The 21,157-nt window shown below is 49.6% G+C and carries 17 protein-coding genes; 8 read left to right on the top strand and 9 right to left on the bottom strand.

Annotation, left to right across the window (positions count from 1 at the left end; genetic code table 11):
- Window positions 1-91 precede the first annotated feature (91 nt).
- Window positions 92-991 carry a KPN_02809 family neutral zinc metallopeptidase gene (gene ypfJ, locus J0A67_RS08640; RefSeq protein ID WP_206568910.1) on the top strand — a complete coding sequence of 300 codons (900 nt, stop codon included), beginning with the start codon at window positions 92-94 and terminating at the stop codon, window positions 989-991.
- 9 nt (window positions 992-1,000) lie between these two features.
- Here the strand turns inward: ypfJ and J0A67_RS08635 are convergent, their stop codons facing one another.
- Complete coding sequence (locus J0A67_RS08635; RefSeq protein ID WP_206568909.1) at window positions 1,001-2,227, bottom strand: Nramp family divalent metal transporter; 1,227 nt, start codon at window positions 2,225-2,227, stop codon at window positions 1,001-1,003.
- Between the two features lie 88 nt (window positions 2,228-2,315).
- On the opposite strand from J0A67_RS08635, the gene J0A67_RS08630 reads away from it, so the two are divergent.
- The 4 genes from J0A67_RS08630 (at window position 2,316) to J0A67_RS08615 (ending at window position 7,517) form a co-directional block, all read left to right on the top strand.
- Window positions 2,316-3,329: an alpha/beta fold hydrolase gene (locus J0A67_RS08630; protein ID WP_206568908.1), complete on the top strand. Its 1,014-nt coding sequence runs from the start codon at window positions 2,316-2,318 to the stop codon at window positions 3,327-3,329.
- A complete protein-coding gene (locus J0A67_RS08625) occupies window positions 3,319-4,560 on the top strand; it encodes a DNA recombination protein RmuC (RefSeq protein WP_206568907.1) in 1,242 nt (413 codons plus the stop codon). Before J0A67_RS08630 ends, J0A67_RS08625 begins: the two co-directional genes overlap by 11 nt.
- Window positions 4,561-4,718: 158 nt before the next feature.
- Window positions 4,719-6,065, top strand: coding sequence for a Trk system potassium transporter TrkA (gene trkA, locus J0A67_RS08620; protein WP_206568906.1), 1,347 nt, complete (start codon window positions 4,719-4,721; stop codon window positions 6,063-6,065).
- 3 nt (window positions 6,066-6,068) lie between these two features.
- Window positions 6,069-7,517 carry a TrkH family potassium uptake protein gene (locus J0A67_RS08615; protein ID WP_206568905.1) on the top strand — a complete coding sequence of 483 codons (1,449 nt, stop codon included), beginning with the start codon at window positions 6,069-6,071 and terminating at the stop codon, window positions 7,515-7,517.
- Here the strand turns inward: J0A67_RS08615 and J0A67_RS08610 are convergent.
- Window positions 7,514-9,970 carry a ligase-associated DNA damage response DEXH box helicase gene (locus J0A67_RS08610; RefSeq protein ID WP_206568904.1) on the bottom strand — a complete coding sequence of 819 codons (2,457 nt, stop codon included), beginning with the start codon at window positions 9,968-9,970 and terminating at the stop codon, window positions 7,514-7,516. The two genes, J0A67_RS08615 and J0A67_RS08610, sit on opposite strands and share 4 nt — an antisense overlap.
- A 174-nt stretch (window positions 9,971-10,144) precedes the next feature.
- Between J0A67_RS08610 and J0A67_RS08605 the strand changes: the two genes are divergently transcribed.
- From J0A67_RS08605 to J0A67_RS08595, 3 genes are all read left to right on the top strand, one after another.
- Window positions 10,145-10,657 (top strand): hypothetical protein, encoded by a 513-nt coding sequence (locus J0A67_RS08605; RefSeq protein WP_206568903.1) that lies wholly within the window; start codon window positions 10,145-10,147, stop codon window positions 10,655-10,657.
- A 201-nt stretch (window positions 10,658-10,858) separates the two neighbouring features.
- Window positions 10,859-11,503 carry a hypothetical protein gene (locus J0A67_RS08600; protein WP_206568902.1) on the top strand — a complete coding sequence of 215 codons (645 nt, stop codon included), beginning with the start codon at window positions 10,859-10,861 and terminating at the stop codon, window positions 11,501-11,503.
- Window positions 11,500-12,219, top strand: coding sequence for a DUF3307 domain-containing protein (locus J0A67_RS08595; protein ID WP_206568901.1), 720 nt, complete (start codon window positions 11,500-11,502; stop codon window positions 12,217-12,219). The genes J0A67_RS08600 and J0A67_RS08595 overlap by 4 nt, the downstream gene beginning before the upstream one ends.
- A gap of 183 nt (window positions 12,220-12,402) precedes the next feature.
- On the opposite strand, the gene J0A67_RS08590 is transcribed toward J0A67_RS08595, so the two are convergent.
- The 7 genes from J0A67_RS08590 to J0A67_RS08560 all read right to left on the bottom strand — a co-directional run bounded on the left by J0A67_RS08590 (window position 12,403) and on the right by J0A67_RS08560 (window position 20,806).
- Complete coding sequence (locus J0A67_RS08590; RefSeq protein ID WP_206568900.1) at window positions 12,403-13,002, bottom strand: hypothetical protein; 600 nt, start codon at window positions 13,000-13,002, stop codon at window positions 12,403-12,405.
- Between the two features lie 10 nt (window positions 13,003-13,012).
- On the bottom strand, window positions 13,013-15,325 hold the full coding sequence (locus J0A67_RS08585) for a TonB-dependent receptor (RefSeq protein WP_317195055.1): 2,313 nt from the start codon (window positions 15,323-15,325) through the stop codon (window positions 13,013-13,015).
- Between the two features lie 306 nt (window positions 15,326-15,631).
- Window positions 15,632-15,784: a hypothetical protein gene (locus J0A67_RS08580; protein ID WP_206568898.1), complete on the bottom strand. Its 153-nt coding sequence runs from the start codon at window positions 15,782-15,784 to the stop codon at window positions 15,632-15,634.
- 324 nt (window positions 15,785-16,108) lie between these two features.
- On the bottom strand, window positions 16,109-16,543 hold the full coding sequence (locus tag J0A67_RS08575) for a hypothetical protein (protein ID WP_206568897.1): 435 nt from the start codon (window positions 16,541-16,543) through the stop codon (window positions 16,109-16,111).
- 67 nt (window positions 16,544-16,610) lie between these two features.
- Window positions 16,611-17,792 (bottom strand): class I SAM-dependent rRNA methyltransferase, encoded by a 1,182-nt coding sequence (locus tag J0A67_RS08570; protein WP_206568896.1) that lies wholly within the window; start codon window positions 17,790-17,792, stop codon window positions 16,611-16,613.
- Complete coding sequence (locus tag J0A67_RS08565; protein ID WP_206568895.1) at window positions 17,779-19,176, bottom strand: high affinity choline transporter 1; 1,398 nt, start codon at window positions 19,174-19,176, stop codon at window positions 17,779-17,781. The genes J0A67_RS08570 and J0A67_RS08565 overlap by 14 nt, the downstream gene beginning before the upstream one ends.
- A gap of 10 nt (window positions 19,177-19,186) precedes the next feature.
- Window positions 19,187-20,806 carry an ABC-F family ATP-binding cassette domain-containing protein gene (locus tag J0A67_RS08560; protein ID WP_206568894.1) on the bottom strand — a complete coding sequence of 540 codons (1,620 nt, stop codon included), beginning with the start codon at window positions 20,804-20,806 and terminating at the stop codon, window positions 19,187-19,189.
- Window positions 20,807-21,157 lie beyond the last annotated feature (351 nt).

Here is a 21,157-nt window from a genome sequence, read left to right as displayed (position 1 = left end):
ATGAAATCGAGCATGTGTCAATCTATCACTGGAGCACTAACTGCCCATCATACGGGATCCCAAAAGGCCTTTAAATTTAAATGACATAAATATGAAATGGCAAGGCAGAAGACAGAGCTCAAATATCGAGGATAGACGGGGACAGGGAGGACCGAGGGTGGGAGCGGGTGGATTCAATCCCCTGTTGATTGGACCGCTTTTAAGAATACTTTTCTCCAAGACGGGATTGATCCTGGTCGGGGTATTTCTGGTTGGTTCTGTGCTGTTGGGGTATAATCCGCTGAATCTGATCGGAGGAATGCTGGGTGGCGGTGGTGGCCAAGGTTTTACTTCGGAAAATTACGCGCCGAGTGCAGAGGAGGAGGAGATGGCTACCTTTGCCGCGACTATACTAGCAGATACCGAGGACGTGTGGAACACGCAGATCCAGGGTTATCGAGAGCCGACTTTGGTGTTTTTCACTGGCTCTGTTTCTTCAGCTTGTGGGTCAGCGAGCAGCGCGACAGGGCCTTTCTATTGCCCTGCTGACGAAAAACTATACCTCGACTTGAGTTTTTTCCAGGACATGGAGACCAAGCTGCAGGCAGGGGGAGACTTTGCTTACGCCTACGTGATTGCCCATGAAGTGGGGCACCATATCCAAAAGATCATGGGGATTACGGATGAAGTCCACAATCTTCGGGGCAGGGTGAGCGAAAAGGAGTACAATCAAAATTCGGTTAGACTTGAACTACAGGCAGATTTTTTGGCCGGCGTTTGGGCCCATCACAGCCAGCAGTCTGCAGCGATGATGGAGGCGGGCGACTTGGAGGAGGCGCTCAATGCCGCCAATGCGATTGGCGACGATAGACTCCAAAAGCAATCTACCGGACGGGTGGTGCCGGATTCATTTACCCACGGGACCTCGGCCCAGCGGATGAAGTGGTTTAAGAAGGGTTTTGAGACAGGGGATTTGCGACAAGGGGACACTTTCAGTGCGGATGATCTGTAGGCTTTGACTTTAAAACCAGCCAAAAACGGCGCCCACGCTTTTGATTCCCAACACCAGCGTAACCAACCAAATCGCACTGGCTAGGGCGGTTGCCAAAGGCTTGTTTCTGTAGCTACCCAAAAGCGACTGTTGGGCTGCAATCCAGATGATCCAGGCGCTGATCACCGGAAGCAGGATGCCATTGGCCAATTGCGCCAAGGTAATGAGCTGCACGGGCTTGATTCCAAGTGATGAAAAGACCAAACCTAAGCAAACGATGGCTCCCATACTGAACCTCATTCCTTTGGATTTGACGTCCGTATCCCAGCCCAATATCCCACAAACTACGAATGCGGCCGCAAGGGGAGCGGTCATGGCGGACGTCATACCCGCCGCCAGTAGTCCAAAGCCCATCAAATACCCGGCGAAACTCCCGAACACAGACTCCAGACCTTTGGATACATCTATAGCGGAGGTTATTTCAGCACTGGTATTAGCCGCGCCGACGATCAAAATGGCCATGGAAACAAGGCCGCCCAAGATCACGGAAATCGAAATGTCCCTCCTCATGTGGACCAGATCGGAATCGTCTTTCCATTGCTTGTTGACCAATGAGGCATAGAGGAAAAGATTGTAGGGAACTACGGTCGTGCCTATGAGGGCGACGAGGGTGGGTATCTCGGCCTCATTCCAGCTCGGGACAAAGCCTGCCAAAAGTCGAGACCAGTCCGGTTTTGTCAATGCAGCCGTCGTCAAAAAAGCAAAAGACATCAGGATCACCAAAGCAACCAAGATCCGCTCTAGCATCTTGTAGCTGCCCAGCCATAGTAGGACAAATGCGAGCGTTCCCAACAGAAAGTTGCCGAGCTGCAATTCCGAACTTCCAAGATCCAAGGCTGGGGCATTCCAATAGAATGATAAACCGAGATTGGCGCCGGAGATGTTTCCGGCCTCATAGGCGGCATTTCCGAGCACGATGGCGATCAGCACTAAGACCATTCCGGCAATTCTAAAAAACGGTTTGTCTTTTTGATTTCTAATCAGCGTACTCAGGTCTGTGCCCGTGATGATCCCAATCCTCCCCGAGATCTCCTGGAGGACCACTGTAGCCAAGACCGAGAGGACCACAGCCCAAATCAGGGAAAAACCGAAATTCGCTCCGGCTAGGGTGCAGACGGTGACAGTCCCTGGCCCGATAAACGCCGCGGCGACAAGTGGTCCAGGGCCGATGTTTCCAAAAAGATTTTTGAGACTCAAGGAATGAATTTTTTTGAAAATAGAGATTTGGAAAGAATTTTCGTAGGTTTTGGTAGCAGGCTGAAAATATTTGCCTGGATATTGTCTTATGAATTGGTTCAAAGGTCTGGGGAAGTTGTTGGGAAGCTTACTGTTAGGCTGCGTCTTCTTTTTTCTGCTGCTTTACCGTGGCGACATCCCCGCGGATGAGCTGGTGGTCAAATACAGGACTCCCCAGTCGCATTTTTTGGACGTCGATGGCAGGAGCATCCATATCCGGATGATGGGAGAGGGCCAGCCTATCATTTTGTTGCACGGAAGTTTTGCATCCCTGCATACCTGGGATGCTTGGCAGAAGGAGTTGAGCCAGTATTTTTTGACCATTTCCCTGGATTTTCCCGGTCACGGCCTTACAGGCCCGGATGAGTTGAAGCGATACTCGACGCAGGATTACAGTGACTTGGTACTTTCCCTGGCTGAGAAACTCAACCTCGAAGAATTCCATCTAGTCGGAAGTTCCATGGGTGGCGCGGTGGCAATAAATGTCGGTTCGACTCGTCCTGACAAGGTTTTGACACTCACGCTCGTGGACGCCTCTGGTGCTCCCAAGCGCGAGTCCCGCAGTCTCGAGACGGATTTTCGCTCTGAGGCGGAGGAAAGGCCATGGATTTTGAATTGGGTACAAAACCCGTTGTTTTCGGAGCTGGTGGTGAAATGCACCCCCAAGTTTCTCTTTGCCATGAATCTGAAAAATGTCTATGGGGACAAATCCAGAATCGAGGAGGAGACCATTGATCGCTATTACGAATTGATGCTTCGGGAGGGAAACCGACGGGCCACGCTGGACAGAATGAAAGTGCGCAAATCCGATTTGGACTTCCGTCGTCTAGATATGCCGACGCTGATACTTTGGGGGGCGAAGGATTCCTGGATTCCTATTTCCCACGCCTATGCATTTGAAAAGGCGATTCCAGGCTCCAACGTGGTAGTCGTCGAAGAGGCGGGACATGTGCCTATGGAGGAATTTCCGACGGAATCTGTCTCAGAATACTTGGCCTTTCTGGGTGTGAGGGTGAGAAAAAACTACCTTGAGCTCCCAAAACAATTGGCCTATGCCCACTGAAACGCTGTTCTTCCTTGTGATCGCAATCCAGATCATAACCCTGATTGTGGTCTTGCTCAGGGGTAAAGGACATCAGGACAAACTCTTTATCCAATCTGAACTTTCTAGGCTTAGTAAGGAGCTGGCGCAAGCCTTGGCTGAGTCGCGCAAAGAGTCCGGTGAGAACCTCGCCCGTCAATTTGGGCTGATCTTCGAAAACCAGCGCGCCGGAGCCAAAGATCAAAACGATGCGCTCAAGGCATTTGGAGATGTGGTGAGAGGCACGATGCAAGACTTGAACAATCTCCAGCGGGAGAAATTTGGGGAACTGGGAAGAAGGCAGGACGAGCTAGTCCGAAATACTGAAATGCGTCTGGAGAAGATCCGGGAGACTGTCGACGAGAAGCTTCAGAAGACACTTGAAGCTAGGCTGGGGCAGTCTTTTGAGATGGTCAGCAACCAGCTGCAGGCGGTTCAAAAGGGGCTGGGTGAGATGCAATCCCTGGCAAACGGCGTAGGTGATCTGAAGCGAGTGCTGACTAACGTCAAAAGTCGCGGCGTCTTGGGCGAGTATCAGTTGCAAGCTTTGTTGGAAAATATGCTTTCTCCCGATCAATACGTCTCCAATGCATCGGTTAGCGGCGGACGGGAGCGGGTAGAGTTCGCGGTGAAAATGCCTGGTCAGGATGGTCAAGTGCTGTTGCCGATAGACTCCAAGTTTCCCCAAGAATCCTACCTTCGCCTTGTGGATGCCTATGATTTGGGGGAGAAAATGGCCATCGACGCCTGTAGACTGGAGTTGATCCGGGCAGTAAGGAAGTCCGCACTGGACATCCAGAGCAAATATATCCAGCCTCCGGGGACCACCGATTTCGCGATTCTTTTCCTTCCGGTGGAGAGCCTCTACGCGGAGATACTCAGGGAGCCGGGACTTGCCCAGCAAATCCAGCAGGATTTCAAAGTGATTGTGACTGGTCCAGCGACGCTGTCGGCGATCCTGAATTCTCTCCAGATGGGCTTTCGTACTTTGGCCATCCAAAAGCGCAGTTCGGAAGTATGGCAGATTCTTGGCGCGATTAAGACAGAGTTTGGGAAGTTTGGAACCCTGCTCGAAAAGACGCAAAAGAAACTGCATGAAGCCAACACGGAATTGGACAAGTTGGTCGGCGTTAGAACCCGCATTATCCAAAGGAAACTCAAGGAAGTTCAGGAGCTACCCGAGAAAGAAAGCCGCTCTTTACTGGAAGATTGAAGGGGGAGCTGGAAGGAAAATCCCCAAAATAGTGGGACGGTACCGCCGCTTATGTTTACCTTTTGCTCCCTTTGGTAAAAGAAAAAACCTTAGAGCCTGAAAACCATAAATAAAGGTTTTAATTTTGCCACCCTTCAAGATCACACCGAGAAACCTCTATGGGGATGAATATTGTGATTGCCGGAGCCGGGGATATGGGATATCACTTGGCGGAGCAATTGAGTTTTGATAATAAGGATATCACCCTTATTGACACCGAGCGGGATGTATTGGACTATGTGGCCTCCAAGCTGGATGTATTGACCATCCAGGGAGATGCCACCTCCATTGAGACCCTTCAGCAGGCGAACGTGGAGCGGGCGAGCATGGTCTTGGCGGTTACCACCTCCGAAAAGACCAACATTGTCACTGCGGTACTCGCCAAGCAACTCGGAGCGAAGCGGGTAATGGCTCGTGTCAGAAACCACTCCTATTTGTACCAGGAGAATATACCCTACTTCAATAACTTGGGCATAGACAACCTGATCTCTCCGACCATGCTTTGCTCCAGGGAGATCTACAATATGATCGAAAACTCCAGCTTTACGGACGTTTTTGATTTTGGAGGCGGTAAACTGAACATCGTCGGGTTTACACTGGATCAGTTCAGTCCCTTGGTCAATCAACGGATCATGGACACCAAATCCGATCCGACCTACGAAGACATTAGGATCATCGCCATCGTGCGTGACCAAAAGACCCTAATTCCTAGGGGAAGCACGATCATCCGAAACAACGACCATGTTTTCTTTATTTCCAACAAGAAAAATACTGATACGATCCAAGAGGTTCTTGGGCAAAAGCGAGTGAGGATCAAGAATGTGATGATCATCGGCGGCGATGACATGGCCGTGACTACCGCCATCAAGCTGCAGGACAAATATCGGGTCACGCTGGTAAACAAGGACAAAGAAAGGTGCAAGTGGCTGGCCGAGCATCTGCCGGATACCCTGGTGATCAACGGAGACTACAAAAACATTGAAATGCTGGTCGAGGAAGGACTTGAGCAGATGGATGCTTTTCTCGCGCTGACCGATTCTTCCGAAACGAATATCATCACCAGCCTTTCCGCAAAAAACCACGGTGTTTACAAGACCATCGCCCATGTGGACACCCGGGAATACATTCACATTTCCCACAGCATCGGCGTGGATTCGCTGATCAACAAGAAGCTGGTGGCCGCCAACGAAATCTCCAGATACCTCAAAAAAGGAACAGTCGAGGCTGTGTCCGGTATCTATGGAGTCGATGCGGAGTTTATCCAATACAGTATTTGCAAAAACAACCGACTGACCAAACACCCGCTAAAGGAGCTGCATTTTCCGCATACTGCGATTGTGGCGGGGGTGATCCGCGGAGAAGAGGTTTTCATCCCGGATGGGGAATTTATGCTCAATGTCAACGATAAAGCCATCGTGCTGGCGCTGCCCGAGGCTAAGCTGGCCTTGGAAAAACTTTTTCACTAAGCGATGATCCATTTCAGAGCCATTGGTAAAATCATGGGGGGTCTCCTTTTTTTGTTGGGAACCCTGATGCTGCCGGCTTCTGCCATTTCCTGGTTTTATCGGGAAGATTCCAGCCCGATCCTGATTTCGGCGGCAATCTCGCTTTTCATGGGATTGGTCTTGTTTTTTTCTTTTTCCAAGCAAGACCAGTTGGTCAGAAAAAGGGAAGGCTACATGATCGTGGCCTTGAGCTGGCTTTTGATGACGCTGTTTGGGATGATTCCCTTTATACTTTCCGATGAAGTCACCACAACTGCTGACGCGATCTTTGAGACTGTGTCAGGACTCACGACTACCGGGGCTTCAATTCTTACGGATATCGAATCCATGCCCAAGGGTCTTCTTTTTTGGAGGAGTATGACGCACTGGATCGGAGGCTTGGGAATCATCGTGCTGACAGTTGCCATCTTCCCTCTCTTGGGAATAGGCGGGATTGAATTGTTTGTCGCGGAGTCGCCTGGGCCTACTTCCGACAAAGTACATCCCCGAATCTCGGAGACTGCCAAGCGGCTTTGGTACATCTACGTGGGACTCACGGTACTTTGCGCCCTTTTGTATTGGGCTGGAGGAATGACGCTATTCGATGCCTTCAACCATTCCTTTGCGACCCTTGCGACGGGTGGTTTTTCGACGAAGAACTCCAGTTTTGCCTACTACAACTCTGCCTTTTTGGAATATGTGGCGATCCTTTTTATGTTTTTGGCAGGCACCAACTTCACGCTTCTCTATTTTGGCTTGGTGGGCAAGTTTCGCAGAATTATCAGAAATGACGAGTTTAAAACCTATGCCTTGGTCGTCGCTACCCTGATCGTGGCGGTATTGGTTCCGATCTATTCTCAGTCCGGTTCTGAGTTTGAATCGGCCTTTCGTAAGTCGGCGTTTCAAGTGGTATCCATCATCACCACCACAGGCTTTATCACGGACGACTATACCCAATACGGCTCTGGGGTCACCTTTACCTTCTTTATGCTCTTGTTTTTGGGAGGATGTGCCGGTTCTACGGCAGGGGGGATTAAGTTTATCCGGCACACGGTTTTTCTCAAAAATTCTTGGCTTGAGTTTAAGCGTATCGTGCATCCTAGAGCCATAGTGCCACTCATCATCAACGGGGATCGGGTCACGGGCCGGATCATCAACAACATCATGAACTTTTTGCTGATCTATCTCCTGACCTTTGTACTCGGGGTATTGATTATTTCCTTGTTGGGATATGACCTCGCGACATCCTTGGGATCGGTGGCTACATGTCTGGGCAACGTCGGTCCGGCGATAGGCAAGGTAGGGCCGGTAGATAACTTTGCCTTTTTCACTCCCGGCGCCAAGATCGTACTCTCCGTCATCATGCTGCTGGGAAGACTGGAGCTGTTTACGATCCTGATCCTATTCACCCCATTTTTCTGGAGGGCAAACTAGTCCGCCGTCATCTGTGCGAGGATCTTCACAACCTTGTCCTCTACAGTTTCGGAAGAAATGTTGGACCTGCTCAGCCTATCCACCATCAAGGGGAAAGAGAAGGGTGTAAACTGGACGGGGTGCAGGATCACGATTTTGGACTCGCTTACTTTTTTCATGGCTCGGATGAATTTTTCCTGCTCCATTTGCTGGTTGAGTGACTCTTCCCTTGCTTGCTTGAGGAGGAGATTGTCCGGGTCGTATTGCTCAAAAACCTGGAACAAAAGACTGGAATTGGCTTGGATGTGCTTGAAGGTGGTCGGTTTGCCGGGATAGCCCTGAAACACCAAGCCCGCGATGCTGGCGATTTCCCTGAATTTTCTGCGTGACATTTCGCTGGCATTGACGCAATGGAGGATGTCTCTTTCGATGTTTTTGAGGGAGAAAATATCCACTTCCATCACCTCTTCCGGCGCTACGTACACGTCCGACAATAGCTCAAACCCATAGTCATTCATAGCCATGTTGAAGGAGACCGGGATACTCTGCGAAATCCGGTAGGCAATCAAGGCACTCATCAGCTCGTGAATCATGCGGCCTTCGAAGGGATAGAAAAATAGGTGAAAGCCCTCCTCACTCTGATGGGCTTCGATCAGAAACGTATTCCGATCAGGCACCAGTGAAAGACGTTTTTGAAGGTCCAACACCGGCAATACGCGCCGAACCTCCTCGGAATTCACTATTCCAGAGTTAAAGTCTTGGAAAATCTCCCGGATCTTGTCGGCAAGCTTGGACGAAAGCGACATCCTTGCGCCTGACCAGCTCACCACGTTATTGGTCTTTTTTTCCGAAAGCCGCACGATCGCGCTCATGTCCTTGATCTGAACCAATTCCAGGCTTCTTCCCGCAAAGAAAAACCGGTCTCCAATCTTCATTTTGGCGATAAAGTATTCTTCCACAGTTCCAAGATAGGTTCCATTTTTGAGCCTCACCTTGAGCATGGGATCAGACACTATCGTCCCCATAGACAGGCGATGTTTCATAGCTATTCGCTTATTCTTGACTCGAAAAAGCCCGTCCTCGTCGGAGACGACTTTCAAAAAATCCTCATAGCTCCCCAGCGAGTTGCCGCCTTTGGTGATGAAGTCCATCATCCAATCCATCTCTTCCGAAGTCAAGGTGCGAAACGAGAGCGTCCGTTTCGCCACTTGAAAGACGAACTTCGGATCAAATCCCGATCCGACGGCCAAAGTCACCAAAAACTGGATGAGGACATCGTAGGGGAGTTGCGGAGGGAATTGGGACTCGGTCTCTTCCTTGTCTATGGCATCCCTGAGCGCTGCCGCTTCTATCAGTTCCAAGGAATTAGTGGGGACAAAGAAAATCTCGGAAGGAAGTCCCGGCTGATGGCCCGCCCGTCCTGCTCGCTGGATAAAGCGGGAGACGCCTTTGGGGCTGCCGACTTGGATCACCCTGTCCACAGGTCTGAAATCCACGCCGAGATCCAAACTCGAGGTACAGACGACCAACTTGAGCTTTCCCTCATGGAGCGAATTTTCCACCCAAGCCCGAACGGAATTGTCCAGCGAACCGTGATGCATGGCAATCCATCCAGCCCAGTCAGGACGCTCATTCAGAATCTTCTGGTACCAGATCTCGGTCTGAGAGCGGGTGTTGGTAAACATCAGTACCGTCCTGCCGGCTTCGATCACCGGAATGACCTTGTCCATCATCCGTATGCCCAGATGGCCGGACCAAGGGTATTTTTCGATTTCGTCGGGAAATACGGAATGGAGGATAATTTCCTTTTCGACCTTGGCCTTGATGAGATGTACGGGAAGGCTTTCTCCCAAAAGTGCCTTGGCTGCCTCTTCCAGATTGCCGATGGTGGCGGAAATGGCCCATCGGCGAAAGGTCGCTGGGCAGATGGCCTGAATGTATTCGAGGGCCAGCTGCATTTGGACACCGCGCTTGTTTCCAACCAGTTCGTGCCATTCATCGACCACCACTGCTTTGACGCTTTGGAACAGCTGCTGATGGTCCTTTTGGGAAAGTAGCATGTGGAGCGTCTCGGGGGTGGTGATCAGGCATTCGGGCGGGCGTCGATTCATGGCCGCCCGGGTTTTCGCGTCAGTGTCACCGTTTCTCACGGCTACTTGCCAAGGTAGGCCAATGTGGTCGCAGACCTCCTGCATGGCCTTTTGGATGTCCTGAGCCAAGGCCCGTAGTGGCGTGACCCAGATGAGTTGTATCCCGTTGTTTTTGGTTCTTTGCCATGAATCCGGATGGGCTTGGATAAACTCCAGGATAGCCGGAAACCAGAGTGCAAAGGTCTTTCCCGATCCGGTAGGGGCGTTGAGTATGCCGGACTTTCCGTCCAGGAAATCCCGCCAGGTTTCGAGCTGAAAGGGAAAAGGAGACCAGCCTTTTTTCCGGAAATATTCCAGTCCCACTGCCAGACGATGATCTTCCATTTTTTCCTCCAATAGCTTTTTTGTCCAGACCTCAGACGGCTTTTGTATGGGCAGGCCGTTGATTCAGATTTTGATTTGTGCTTTTCCCGCTTGATTTACGGCTGAAATTGGTAATTTTTACCTGGAATTAAACAGGATTCGGAAGCATTTCGTTACTTGAAAAAAACTACAGCCATGAGAAAGTTGATCCTTGCCATTTTTGTCACCGCCGGTTTGGGAGCTTGTACTGAGCAGGAGCCTGACCTGTACACTGGCCAGCAAATGGAATTCGATTTGTTCAAGTCTAGCGAATTTGACTACAACGGCACTTTGATGGTGAAGGAGCTCAGGGATGGCAAATTGGAATTTGACATCCAACTGGAAGGTGCAAAGTCCACGACTGAATACGATTTTCCAGCCCATCTCCATTTTGGGGGATATGATCAGGCGGATGCGCCGATTGCCTTTTTGCTCAATCCCGTCTCTTCCAAAGATCTGGAAAGTACTACCGTTTTGGAAAACCTCTCAGATGGTACCACGCTGAGCTTCGAGCAAATGAAGACTTTTGATGGGCATGTCAAGATCCATTTGGCCAACGAAGGCCCAGACTATGAGGTCATTCTGGTAGCTGGAAACGTGGGGACAAATTTCTCCACGGAGGTCGGTTTTGATGCTTCGAGAATCGCTGTTTGTGGCAAAAGCTTTTGATTTTCGTCGCTAGGTCAAGCAGTTAAGGCAGCCGGAAGGCTGTTTTTTTGTTTTCGTACAGCTATTGCATCAAGTCACGATAGATAAAAATATTGCGTTATTTGGCAATAATTTATTTTATTGCTTTATTATGCAATATTTTAGATTATCTCAAGAATTCACAATGTACTATACCAAAGTATTGAAACCATTCCCTTTACCATGATCGCCATCCTCAAGGGAGATATCGCCGCATCCAGAAAGCTCGCGAACCAGGATCTGTGGCTACAGCCACTCAAGCAGCTATTTGCAAGCTGGGGGAGCACGCCGGAAACCTGGGAGCTGGTGTGGGGAGACTTTTTCCAAGTAGAAATATCCAAGCCGGAAGAGGCTTTACAGAAGGCTTTTGAAATCAAGGCCCTCATAAAAAAAATCAAATCCCCCGAATCCCAGAAGATGATGGGTGTGATCGATGTGCGCTTGGCAATAGGAATTGGGGAAAAGAGCTATTCTGCAAACCGTATTTCGGAAAGCAATGGCTCAGCTTTCATCTATTCGGGGGAAAAATTCGACACCCTAAAAAAGGAAAACACGACGATTGCCGTGAAAAGCAACTGGGAGACTTTTGACGAGGAAATCAATCTGTACTTGAAGCTGGCCGAAACATTCATGGAGCGCTGGACCGTATCTTCGGCCGAACTGGTGGAGATTGTCTTGCAAAATCCGGGTATAACGCAAGAGGAGATCGGAAAGCGATTGGGAATCAAGCAAAGTGGAGTCAGCGGGAGATGGACTAGGGCCCATGGGGATGAACTTCTGAAAATAGAGCGCGTCTTTCGTCGAAAACTCAAAGAGCTCCTGCCATGATCATCTTGCTCAAGCTGCTATGCGCACACTTTCTGGGAGATTTTGTCCTGCAGCCCAAGTCGTGGGTAGCCGACAAGGAACAGCGAAAAGCCAAATCTTCCAAGCTTTACCTGCACCTCTTGCTTCATGGTTTATTGGCATGGCTTGTCCTATGGAATTTGGGTTATTGGTTCTTGGCTTTGGCCGTGGCGCTTATACACGGGGTGATCGATTTGGCCAAGCTATATGCCCAAAAGCCGGATAGCAAAGCGCGCTGGTTTCTGATAGATCAGGGAATGCACCTTGCCAGCTTACTGCTCCTATGGCAGATTTGGTTTGGCCCAGCTCTCATGGGCTACTTGGCCTGGCTAGAAAACCCCGAGATCTGGCTTTATGCGACCGCATTGATCTTCCTGACGGCGGTCAGCGGGATTGTAGTACAGGTCATGCTTTCAACCTGGTCCAGGGCCTTGGAGGATGGCAGCGGCGAATCGCTCAGCAATGCCGGCCGATATATCGGGATATTGGAGCGTCTGTTTGTCTTCACCTTCGTTGTCACAGGCAACTGGGCCGCCATCGGTTTTCTACTTGCGGCCAAGTCAGTATTTCGCTTTGGTGACTTGAAGGAATCCAAGGACAGAAAACTCACGGAGTATATTCTGATCGGAACCCTTCTGAGTTTTGGGATTGCCCTAGGCACAGGGATGCTCGTATTGAGGATCAGCTCGTACTTCTAGGGAGAATCCAATAGAGCCGCAACACCGGCAGCAGCAAAGCAAAAGGCATGGTGGTGCTGTGTCTCGCAGTGGGAGAGAAAGATTCAAGATGCTCGGGAGAAATGTGGAGCGGGAAAAGCGAAAAAAAGAAAACCAAAAAAGGGTAGCCCATCGACTACCCTTTTTCAATTCTGCTTTATTTAATCAATTTTCGATCACCACAGGGAAAGTGATGTCCAAATCTGTTTCACCGCCCGCTTGTGCATAATCCTGGAAGTTGGGATTAGTGGCGCCAGGATAGCTTTTGTTCAAAGCATGCCTCAAAATCACCTGCATTTGGGTATTGTTGGTGCCGGGAGAGGAGGATACTCCCAACTCCGTGCGCAAGCCAAGCAGTTCGCCACTTGGATCGTCGTAGGCGATGGTGAGGATATTGCTTGAGAATGCTCCACCGAGGAAAAAAAACTGGTGCTCGTCAGCTTCTTCGAGAATTTCGGCGGTGATGTCCTCACCGGCAATGCTGTTGGTCACGGTAATGTCCATACGGTAGGTTTTGCCCTTCTTCACAGTGACTGTTTCGATCGTGGGAGTTGCGCCTACCTCTATCCCCTCGGGATCGCTGGCCGTTGCGGAAAAAGGAGTGCCAACAGGGCTTCCACTTTCGTCTAGTTCCTGAAGAGTCAGCGTGACATCGGTGATCAGCTCTCCGTCATTTTCAGGAACTGGATCCTCACTTTCACAAGATGCAAAGCCCATCGCAAGAGTTGCAAAAAGGTAAATTGGAAATTTTTGGAAGTTTTTCATAATTGGTCAGTTAAAATTGATAATTGAGTTTTAGTAAGATATTTCTTCCCATGTCTGCGGTAAAATATCGGAATCGGTTCATGTATTCTTTGTACTCTGTGTTGAAAAGATTGTTTACTTGAAGTCCAATATTGAATTGGTTTTTAGCGAGTTGTATCTTTTTGAGATAGCCAATATTAAACAAGGCGTACCCGGGAGGGGCCGGTGCCAGATCGAAGTCGGGCTCACGCTTTTGACTTGCCACCAGCACGTTGCTGATGGTTATTTTGTCCGAATCCAAATTTCCTTTTTTTCCAAGTGAGTAGGAAACGCCCCAGTCCATACGATCAGAGGGGATGAAGGGAAAGTAGCTGTCCTCGTCGGTATTTTTGGCCCTGATGATAGAGCCCTTGAGGTAGGCGCTGGCGCGATCTGTGAAGTTGTAACTGCCGGAGAGGTCAAAGCCATAGAAGAAGGCATCCGCCTGCAGGTATTCGTACACGTTGAAAGTGCCTCGGAGGGAAACGTAGGTCTCTCCGGTGGGATTCAGGTAGATGTAGTTGCTAATTCGGTTCGCGTAGGCGGTAAGCTCGACCACGGCTCGGTCACTTTCATATTCCAGTCCGTTGACCCATTTGATTGATTTTTCCGAGACCATCGTTGGGTCTCCTATCTCCACGGCAGCAGCGCCGTGGTGAAGACCTTGGCTAAAGAGCTCATTGACATTTGGAGGTCTCCAAGCAGTCCCAATGTTGCTGGTAAAAGCAAAATAGGGACTGAGTTGGTAGAGTCCGCCAACAAAAGCGGAGAAATTCTTGTATTCCAAATTGGACTGCTGCAGTTCCTCGTCCACGTAGCGGGCGGCATCGACTGTCCTGAAATCATAGCGTAGCCCTGCCTCCAGTTCCAACGGGCCCTTAAGGTATTTTTCCATAGCGTAGATCCCACCGTTGAAGAGATCATAGTTGGGGATCAAGGGCGTGACACCCGTTCCAGGAACATTGGAATTGGCCTGTTGGATGATGTTCAGTCCGAATGAGCCGCTCCAGTTTTGTTTTAGGTTATGATCCAGAAAGAAATCCACGGTATTGGTGAACAGTTCCAAATCCAAGCTTGGTTTGGTGTTGAGCTCGCCTCTTCTCTTATCGAATTCCTGACGGTTGTTGAGCTGAAAGCCGTATTGGAAATTAAGCTTCCAGTTTGGATTGAGATGATAGTGTGATTTGAGTTTGGCGAGATGGTGGGAGACCTTTTGCTTGGGATTCTCGATTGCGTAGGAGAACTCGGCGTCGGTAAACGGCCGGCCATTTTCGATGATGTCGATCAGATCAGAGAGATTGCCTGTATGGGCATCTTTCAAAATCCCTATCTCGGTGTTGAAATAGCTGTAATAAGCCTCAATTCCGAGCTTTTCCGAGCTATAGCCTGCCGATCCAGATAGGTTGTATTCCGACATCCCCGTATTGGCTTGGTAATAGTCCGGCGATTTTACATTTCCCGCTCGTTTGATAGATCCCTGCACGCGGTATCCCAGTCCCTTGATCTTGCCCGAACCGCCAAGATAGGAGGCTGATAGGTTGCCCATTCCTCCGTTGGTTGCGCCAAGAAGGTGGATGTCGGTTTGGCTGGCCTTGTTGGTTGGCAGGGCTGGGGGATTGACCAAGATTACTCCTCCCATGGCTTCCGGGCCGAAGCGAACGGTCTCCGCACCTTTGATCACGGTGATTTCATCGGCGAGGAAAGGGTCTATCTCCGGTGCATGTTCGGCACCCCATTGCTGGCCTTCGAGCCTTATGCCGTTGTTCAAGATCATGATCCTATTGCTGTGCATGCCGTGGATCACCGGCTTGGATATGGTGTTTCCGGTGGAGAAAGTAGTGACTCCTGCCACGCGCTTGAGGCTTTCTCCCAGGCTTTCCCCTCTGGATTGGAGCATTTCATCCCCATAAAGTGAGGTGATTGCGGTGGTGGTCTGTACTGCCTCCCGATGCCCGTGTACTTCCACACTGCCTAGGTCGAGGGATTCTTCTTCCATTCGAAAAGTCTGCGCAGTTGAGTTTCCCGACAGGTTGACGGTCTGCCTTATTTCCTTGTGTCCGAGATATTGAACTGTGACGGTATAGGTACCGGGACAAAGCTCTCGAATGACAAAATTCCCGTTTTGATCGGAGACGGCTCCTGTTCTGGTTTCGAGAATCCAAACGTATGCGGCTTCGATCGCATCATCGTTTTCCAGATGCAATATTTTGCCCCGCAACACCAGATCACAGGTTTGGGCAATTGCCAATTGAGATCCAGCGAAGAAGAGGAAACCTAGAAGGAAAGAAGATACTTTGTGAAACACGGTTGCAAAAATAGATTGCTCTCTTTGACATTCCCAAAAATTTTGAAACAAAGTTGCAAATGGTGATAAATGGCAAAAAAGAGAAGTCCCCATGGAGTTTTGCGTATCTGCTATTGACTTTGGGAATCAGGGAAAGAAGCAGATGGGCCAAAACTGTTGCAACAAAAAGCCTGTGCCCGAAACAGGCACAGGCTAAAAAAAATAACACAACCTAATCTATGTATTCTTTCATTACCCAGATGGAATTGTCATTTTATTTCAACCACTTGGAAATGGCGTGGTTTCCTCATTGGCCTGCTTTTAACATCATGCGCAATCGACAGGCACGAAAGCTCTCGTTGCCAATTGGACTTTCCCGGCTTGTGCACCGATATTGATCAGGATGCTGACGGCGAGGTCAAGCAACGATATCATACCTAGGATGATATACAGAATCAAAAGCAAGTCGGAGATTTCCATTTCTTCAGTATTCTAGAATGCTGTGCGACAGAATTATTACAGGTCCAATCTGGGATCTATATATTTCCAATTGGAAACACAATAAAAATAGCGGAACTGTTGCCTAATAGACGTCGACTTGCCTTGGTTTGTAAATGAACTGCGGTGACGTAAACAAAAGAAAATCAGTTGGTTTGCGACGGATTTCGACTAGGCCATCGAGAGGAAAGTTTCAAATGTTTGCTTCGATATTCAGTCTGCAATAAACCTGGGCACTTTCCAATTCATGATCTGAATAAAAAAAATCCGGCTTTTGGCCGGATTTGAAGGTGGGTTTTGCAAGGATCAGTTGAGCCAGCTTGTCCATGGGATTCTGCTTAGGATGAGAACCAAACCAATCGCGTACATCATGTAGATACTCCGGAATTTTCCCCTGGAGGTACTGATTTTCTTTGCCCTGCTGTAGCCTACCGTGATCAGGACGATCGCCACGATGTTGATCAAGGGGTGCTCCACGGCAGTAAGTCTCGCTGTAGCGTCAGACATCGCGCCTCCTCCCTTTAACAGGGAAAAACCAAGCGGGCTTATAAAGTAAAGAATCAGACCTACCAGCAATTGGATATGTGACAGGATAAAAGCAATCAGTGCAATCTTTCTATCTTTTTCGGTGAATTCCCTGCCGGATAGCGACCCGATCAGGGCGTAAATGATAACCAAAATCAGGGCAAGCAGCGCCAGATAGGCAATTCCCGAGTGTAGGTGTTGGATTCCTGTGTACATGAGTTCTTGTTTAGTGGGTTGAAAATAGCAGAAATGTCATTTGGAGAGGCAGAGGAGGGAGCGAATCTTACTCGACATAAAGCACGAGACCTTTTAGGTATTCAGTTTCAGGATGAAAGATATTGACTGGATGATCTGCAGGCTGGGTGAGTTGGTGGAGGATTTTCACCTTTCTGCCGCTTTCCATGGCTGCCGCGGTGATGGTATGTACAAAAAGGCTCTTGTCCACGACTTGGGAGCAGGAGAACGTGAAAAGGATTCCTCCTGGCTTGATCTTTCGCAATGCTTCGGCATTGAGACGCTTGTAAGCCTGCACGGCGTTGTGGCGCGCCTTGATATTTTTTGCAAAGGCAGGGGGATCCAAGACAATCAGGTCAAAATCGTCTCCGATTTCACGGATGTATTTGACCACGTCGGCCACGATGGATTGGTGTTTTGCCGCAAATCCAGAATTCAACGCTACATTTTGCTCGGTGAGCTCAATGGCTTTGGCTGAGATGTCGACTGAATGAACCTCGGACGCGCCCTCGTTCAGCGCCAAGACGGAAAATCCGCCAGAGTAGCAGAAGGTATTTAGCACTTTCTTTCCCTTGGAGTAGGTCGAAACCAGCTTTCGGTTTTCCCGCTGGTCGATGAAGAAGCCTGTTTTTTGGCCTTTCTCCCAGTCGATTTTGTAAGTCGCGCCGTATTCCTTCACGAGATCGGTTTCGGCTTTTCCCCACACCCATTCGTTAGATTCGATGCCTAGATTTTTGGGCAAAGTCTCGGCGCTTTTGTCGTAGACCCCTTCCAGTTTTTCTCCCAGGACAGCACGCAATGCCTCCGATATCTCGGTGACGTGGCGATGCATGCCTACATGGTGGGCTTGGATCACCGCCGTCCTATTGTAGAAGTCGACAATCAATCCCGGTAGCAAATCACCTTCTCCATGGACTAGTCTATAGATGTTAGTTTCCTGATTATCAGTAAGTCCAAGGTTTTGTCTCAAAGCATAAGCGGAAGTGATTCTTTCCTCCCAAAAAGCGAGATCAATCTCACGTTCTTCAAAGGAAATAATACGAACCATGATCGATCCTTGGGAAAAATGGCCGATGCCTAAAAAGTCATTGCGAGAGGAATAAACAGCCACCAAATCGCCGTTTTCTATACCGGGATCGGCCTTGGCAATAGCTCCGGAAAACACCCAGTGGTGGCGGCGGAGCAGAGAGACTTCTTTTCCTTTTTGTAGTACTAGTTTAGGATAGTTCATCAGGGCTGTGGGTTGGGTCGGGAAAGAGTAGGCTTCCCAAGATCATGGCAAAGATACTGGCGAAAAGTCCGAAAACATGCGAATCTATAGCGAATTCGATGCTATCGCAGATCAGGTAGGTCAACATCCCAACCACCATGGAGGAAATAGCTCCGAGTTTGGAGGCTCTTTTCCAATACAAACCAGCGGTCAGTGGAGCGAAAAGCGAGACGAGTAGGAGGATGGAGGCACCGGCGACCAATTCGTAGATGTTGGAGTCTCGGGTGGCCATGTAGGTGGAGATCAAGGCGACGAGTAGCACATTTGCCCTCAGGAGCCAAAGCAATTCTCTATCCCTCAGCTTACCCCGGAAAAGCGGTTTGACGAGGTTTTCGGAGATCAAGGCAGCCGGGGCGAGTAAGCCCGAGCTTGCAGTGCTCATGACTGCGGAGATCAATGCGCCAAAGAAAATGATTTGAACGGGAAGTCCTCCGTGTGCCAAAACCATGGAGGGGAGGAGCATTTGCTTGTTTTCGAGGTAGAGCTCGGGATAGAGGGCTTTTGCTCCAAGTGCGATAAAAAGAGGCAAAAGTCCAAAGGTCAGGTAAAAGCCACCGGCAAGGTAAGTTGAGCGAACGGCCACTTTCTCGCTCTTGGAGGACATCACCCGCTGGTAGATATCCTGGCTAGGTATACTTCCCAGACCGAGGATGATCCAAGCTCCCAGGTAATTGGTCCAGTCGCTGAAGTCTCCCTCGGGAATAAAGCGAAAGGTCTCAGGAGGGGCTTCGCTGAGGATTTTTCCAACTCCACCAGCTTCCTCGGCAATCATCACGCTCACTGCCAAGAGCCCGATCACGATCATGGCAGTTTGGATAAAGTCCGTGATGGACACCGCCCACATCCCTCCGAGGAAAGTATAGACTACCACTATCCCCGCCGAAAGAAAGATTCCCTCAGTTAGTGAAAGTCCGGTCACCGTGCCGAAGATTAGGCTCAAGGCTACTAGCTGGGCGGCAACGTAGCCAAAAAAAACCGGCACCATAAAAACTGTCGCGAAAAACTCCACCTGCTTTCCGAAGGTCTGCTCAAAGACATCCCCGATGGTCAGCACGCCCATGCGATACATGGGGCGGAGGTAGAACATACCGAACAGAATTAGGCAAAGTGCACCGCCAAAGGGATCCTCTATTACTCCGATGAGACCTTCCTCCAAAAAAACAGAAGAGGCTCCGAAAATCGTTTCGGAGCCAAACCATGTCGCAAAAAGTGCGGATGCTGAGAGAAATAGCGGAAGGGAACGACCCGCCAACACGAAATCCTTGGAGCTCTTTACCAGCTTGGAAGCCCAAGCTCCGACGGCGATGGTGATCGCCAGATAGCAGATGATCGCGGTCAGCAGCAAGGCCTAGCGTTTAAGCTTTGGCGTACATTTTTTCACGAAGTGCCTTGATCTCGGCGCTTGCTAGGTAATCGTCATAAGGCATCCTTCGGTCGATGGTCCCGTTTGGCGTAAACTCGACGATTCGGTTGGCGGAAGACTGCACGAAGGCGTGGTCATAGGAGCTCATGAGTACCGTGCCGGAGAAGTCAATGATCGCGTTGTTGAAAGCCGTGATCGATTCCAAGTCGAGGTGGTTGGTGGGCTCGTCCATGACCAGCAGGTTTGGATTCTGCAGCATCATGCGTGAGATCATGCAGCGCACTTTTTCACCACCGGAGAGGACAGTACACTTTTTGAAAGTCTCCTCGCCAGTGAAGAGCATGCGGCCCAAGAAGGTTCTCACATAGGCTTCCTCTTGGTTGCTGGAGTATTGTCTCAGCCAGTCGATCAAGTTAAGATCGGTTTGGAAATACTTGGAGTTGTCGTTTGGCAGATAGGCCTTGTTGATGGTCACACCCCATTTAAAGGAACCTTTGGTCGCCGGGATCTCCTCCATGATCACTTGGAAAAACTTGTTGACCGCCTGCTTGGTCTTGGAGATAAAGGCAATCTTGTCGCCTTTGTCCACCATGAGGTTCACGTCGGTGAAATAGGTAACGCCGTCCGCCTTAAGTTCAAGTTGTTCGGTCATGAAAATCTGGTCACCAGCTTCACGTTCTGGCTTGAAGATGATACCGGGGTACTTTCTGGAAGATGGCTCGATTTCGTCGATATTGAGTTTTTCGATCATCTTCTTACGTGCGGTAGCTTGTTTGGACTTGGCCACGTTGGCAGAGAAGCGGTCGATGAAAGACTGGAGTTCCTTACGCTTGTCTTCAGCCTTTTTGTTGGCATCCGAGCGCTGCTTCAGGGCAAGCTGGGAAGACTCGTACCAGAAGGTATAGTTACCGGAGAAAATCTTGATCTTGCCAAAGTCGATGTCCACCACATGTGTGGACACTGTATCCAGGAAGTGCCTGTCGTGGGACACGACGATCACGATGTTTTTGAAGTCCAAAAGGAAGTTTTCCAACCACTCGATGGTGTCCGCATCCAAGTCGTTGGTAGGTTCGTCGAGAATCAAAATGTCGGGATTGCCAAAGAGCGCCTGGGCCAGCAATACCCTTACTTTCTGGTTACCGGCCAGTTGATTCATGGTCAGGTAGTGCAGATCCTCGGTGATGCCCAGACCAGATAGGAGGGAAGCGGCATCGGACTCGGCATTCCATCCGTCCATCTCGGCAAACTCGGATTCCAGTTCTGAGGCACGAATGCCATCCGCTTCGCTGAAGTCCTCTTTCATATAGAGTGCGTCCTTTTCCGTCATGATGGAATACAGCTTTTTGTGGCCCATTAAGACAGTTTTCAGGACTTCGACTTCGTCAAAGGCAAAGTGGTTTTGGCTCAAAACCGCCATACGCTGGCCCGGAGTGATGTTGACCGAGCCACTGGTGGAGTCGATTTCTCCGGATAGTATTTTCAAAAAAGTCGATTTTCCCGCTCCATTGGCGCCGATGACCCCATAGCAGTTGCCGGGGGTAAACTTGAGGCTTACCTCGTCAAAAAGGGTTCGCTTGCCAAACTTGAGGGAAAGATTATCTACTGAGATCATGGATATTTCTTGGTTTTAAGAGGGGCAAAGATAGGGTATATTTATTTGTTGGCTGGTCTCGAACTGAGGTTAGCCGTGGAAAATGATACTTTGAACCACCTTTTCCCGTGCCTATTTCATCGCCAATTGGATTCGGTTATTGCATAATGTCAAGGTCGCAGATGGGGGATTTTTGACTACTCTTCGCGGTGAGATTGATTTAAGCAGGAGGAGCGTCGTTTGAACGTTTCAGCGGATAAGATTCGCCAACGATTTTCCTATCTGCATTTGTGTCAAAATCTATTGTTCGCTAAATTAATGCTGTTGCTATCGATTGATTAACAATATTTTACTGCCTTTTTTCTGCTCTCG

Origin of the sequence: Algoriphagus aestuariicola (assembly GCF_017254835.1) — a bacterium.
Taxonomy (GTDB): Bacteria; Bacteroidota; Bacteroidia; order Cytophagales; family Cyclobacteriaceae; genus Algoriphagus; species Algoriphagus aestuariicola.
Note: the sequence above shows the minus strand (reverse complement) of the source record. Positions and strands in the feature narration are given on the sequence as shown.

What these genes read in the sequence shown, in the direction of transcription:
- J0A67_RS08595 (WP_206568901.1), top strand. Translation starts at nt 11,500, where the DNA reads ATGATCATCTTGCTCAAGCTGCTATGCGCACACTTTCTGGGAGATTTT.
- J0A67_RS08590 (WP_206568900.1), bottom strand. Translation starts at nt 13,002, where the DNA reads ATGAAAAACTTCCAAAAATTTCCAATTTACCTTTTTGCAACTCTTGCG.
- J0A67_RS08605 (WP_206568903.1), top strand. Translation starts at nt 10,145, where the DNA reads ATGAGAAAGTTGATCCTTGCCATTTTTGTCACCGCCGGTTTGGGAGCT.
- J0A67_RS08625 (WP_206568907.1), top strand. Translation starts at nt 3,319, where the DNA reads ATGCCCACTGAAACGCTGTTCTTCCTTGTGATCGCAATCCAGATCATA.
- J0A67_RS08600 (WP_206568902.1), top strand. Translation starts at nt 10,859, where the DNA reads ATGATCGCCATCCTCAAGGGAGATATCGCCGCATCCAGAAAGCTCGCG.
- J0A67_RS08560 (WP_206568894.1), bottom strand. Translation starts at nt 20,806, where the DNA reads ATGATCTCAGTAGATAATCTTTCCCTCAAGTTTGGCAAGCGAACCCTT.
- J0A67_RS08630 (WP_206568908.1), top strand. Translation starts at nt 2,316, where the DNA reads ATGAATTGGTTCAAAGGTCTGGGGAAGTTGTTGGGAAGCTTACTGTTA.
- J0A67_RS08615 (WP_206568905.1), top strand. Translation starts at nt 6,069, where the DNA reads ATGATCCATTTCAGAGCCATTGGTAAAATCATGGGGGGTCTCCTTTTT.
- J0A67_RS08580 (WP_206568898.1), bottom strand. Translation starts at nt 15,784, where the DNA reads ATGGAAATCTCCGACTTGCTTTTGATTCTGTATATCATCCTAGGTATG.
- trkA (WP_206568906.1), top strand. Translation starts at nt 4,719, where the DNA reads ATGGGGATGAATATTGTGATTGCCGGAGCCGGGGATATGGGATATCAC.
- ypfJ (WP_206568910.1), top strand. Translation starts at nt 92, where the DNA reads ATGAAATGGCAAGGCAGAAGACAGAGCTCAAATATCGAGGATAGACGG.
- J0A67_RS08610 (WP_206568904.1), bottom strand. Translation starts at nt 9,970, where the DNA reads ATGGAAGATCATCGTCTGGCAGTGGGACTGGAATATTTCCGGAAAAAA.
- J0A67_RS08575 (WP_206568897.1), bottom strand. Translation starts at nt 16,543, where the DNA reads ATGTACACAGGAATCCAACACCTACACTCGGGAATTGCCTATCTGGCG.
- J0A67_RS08570 (WP_206568896.1), bottom strand. Translation starts at nt 17,792, where the DNA reads ATGAACTATCCTAAACTAGTACTACAAAAAGGAAAAGAAGTCTCTCTG.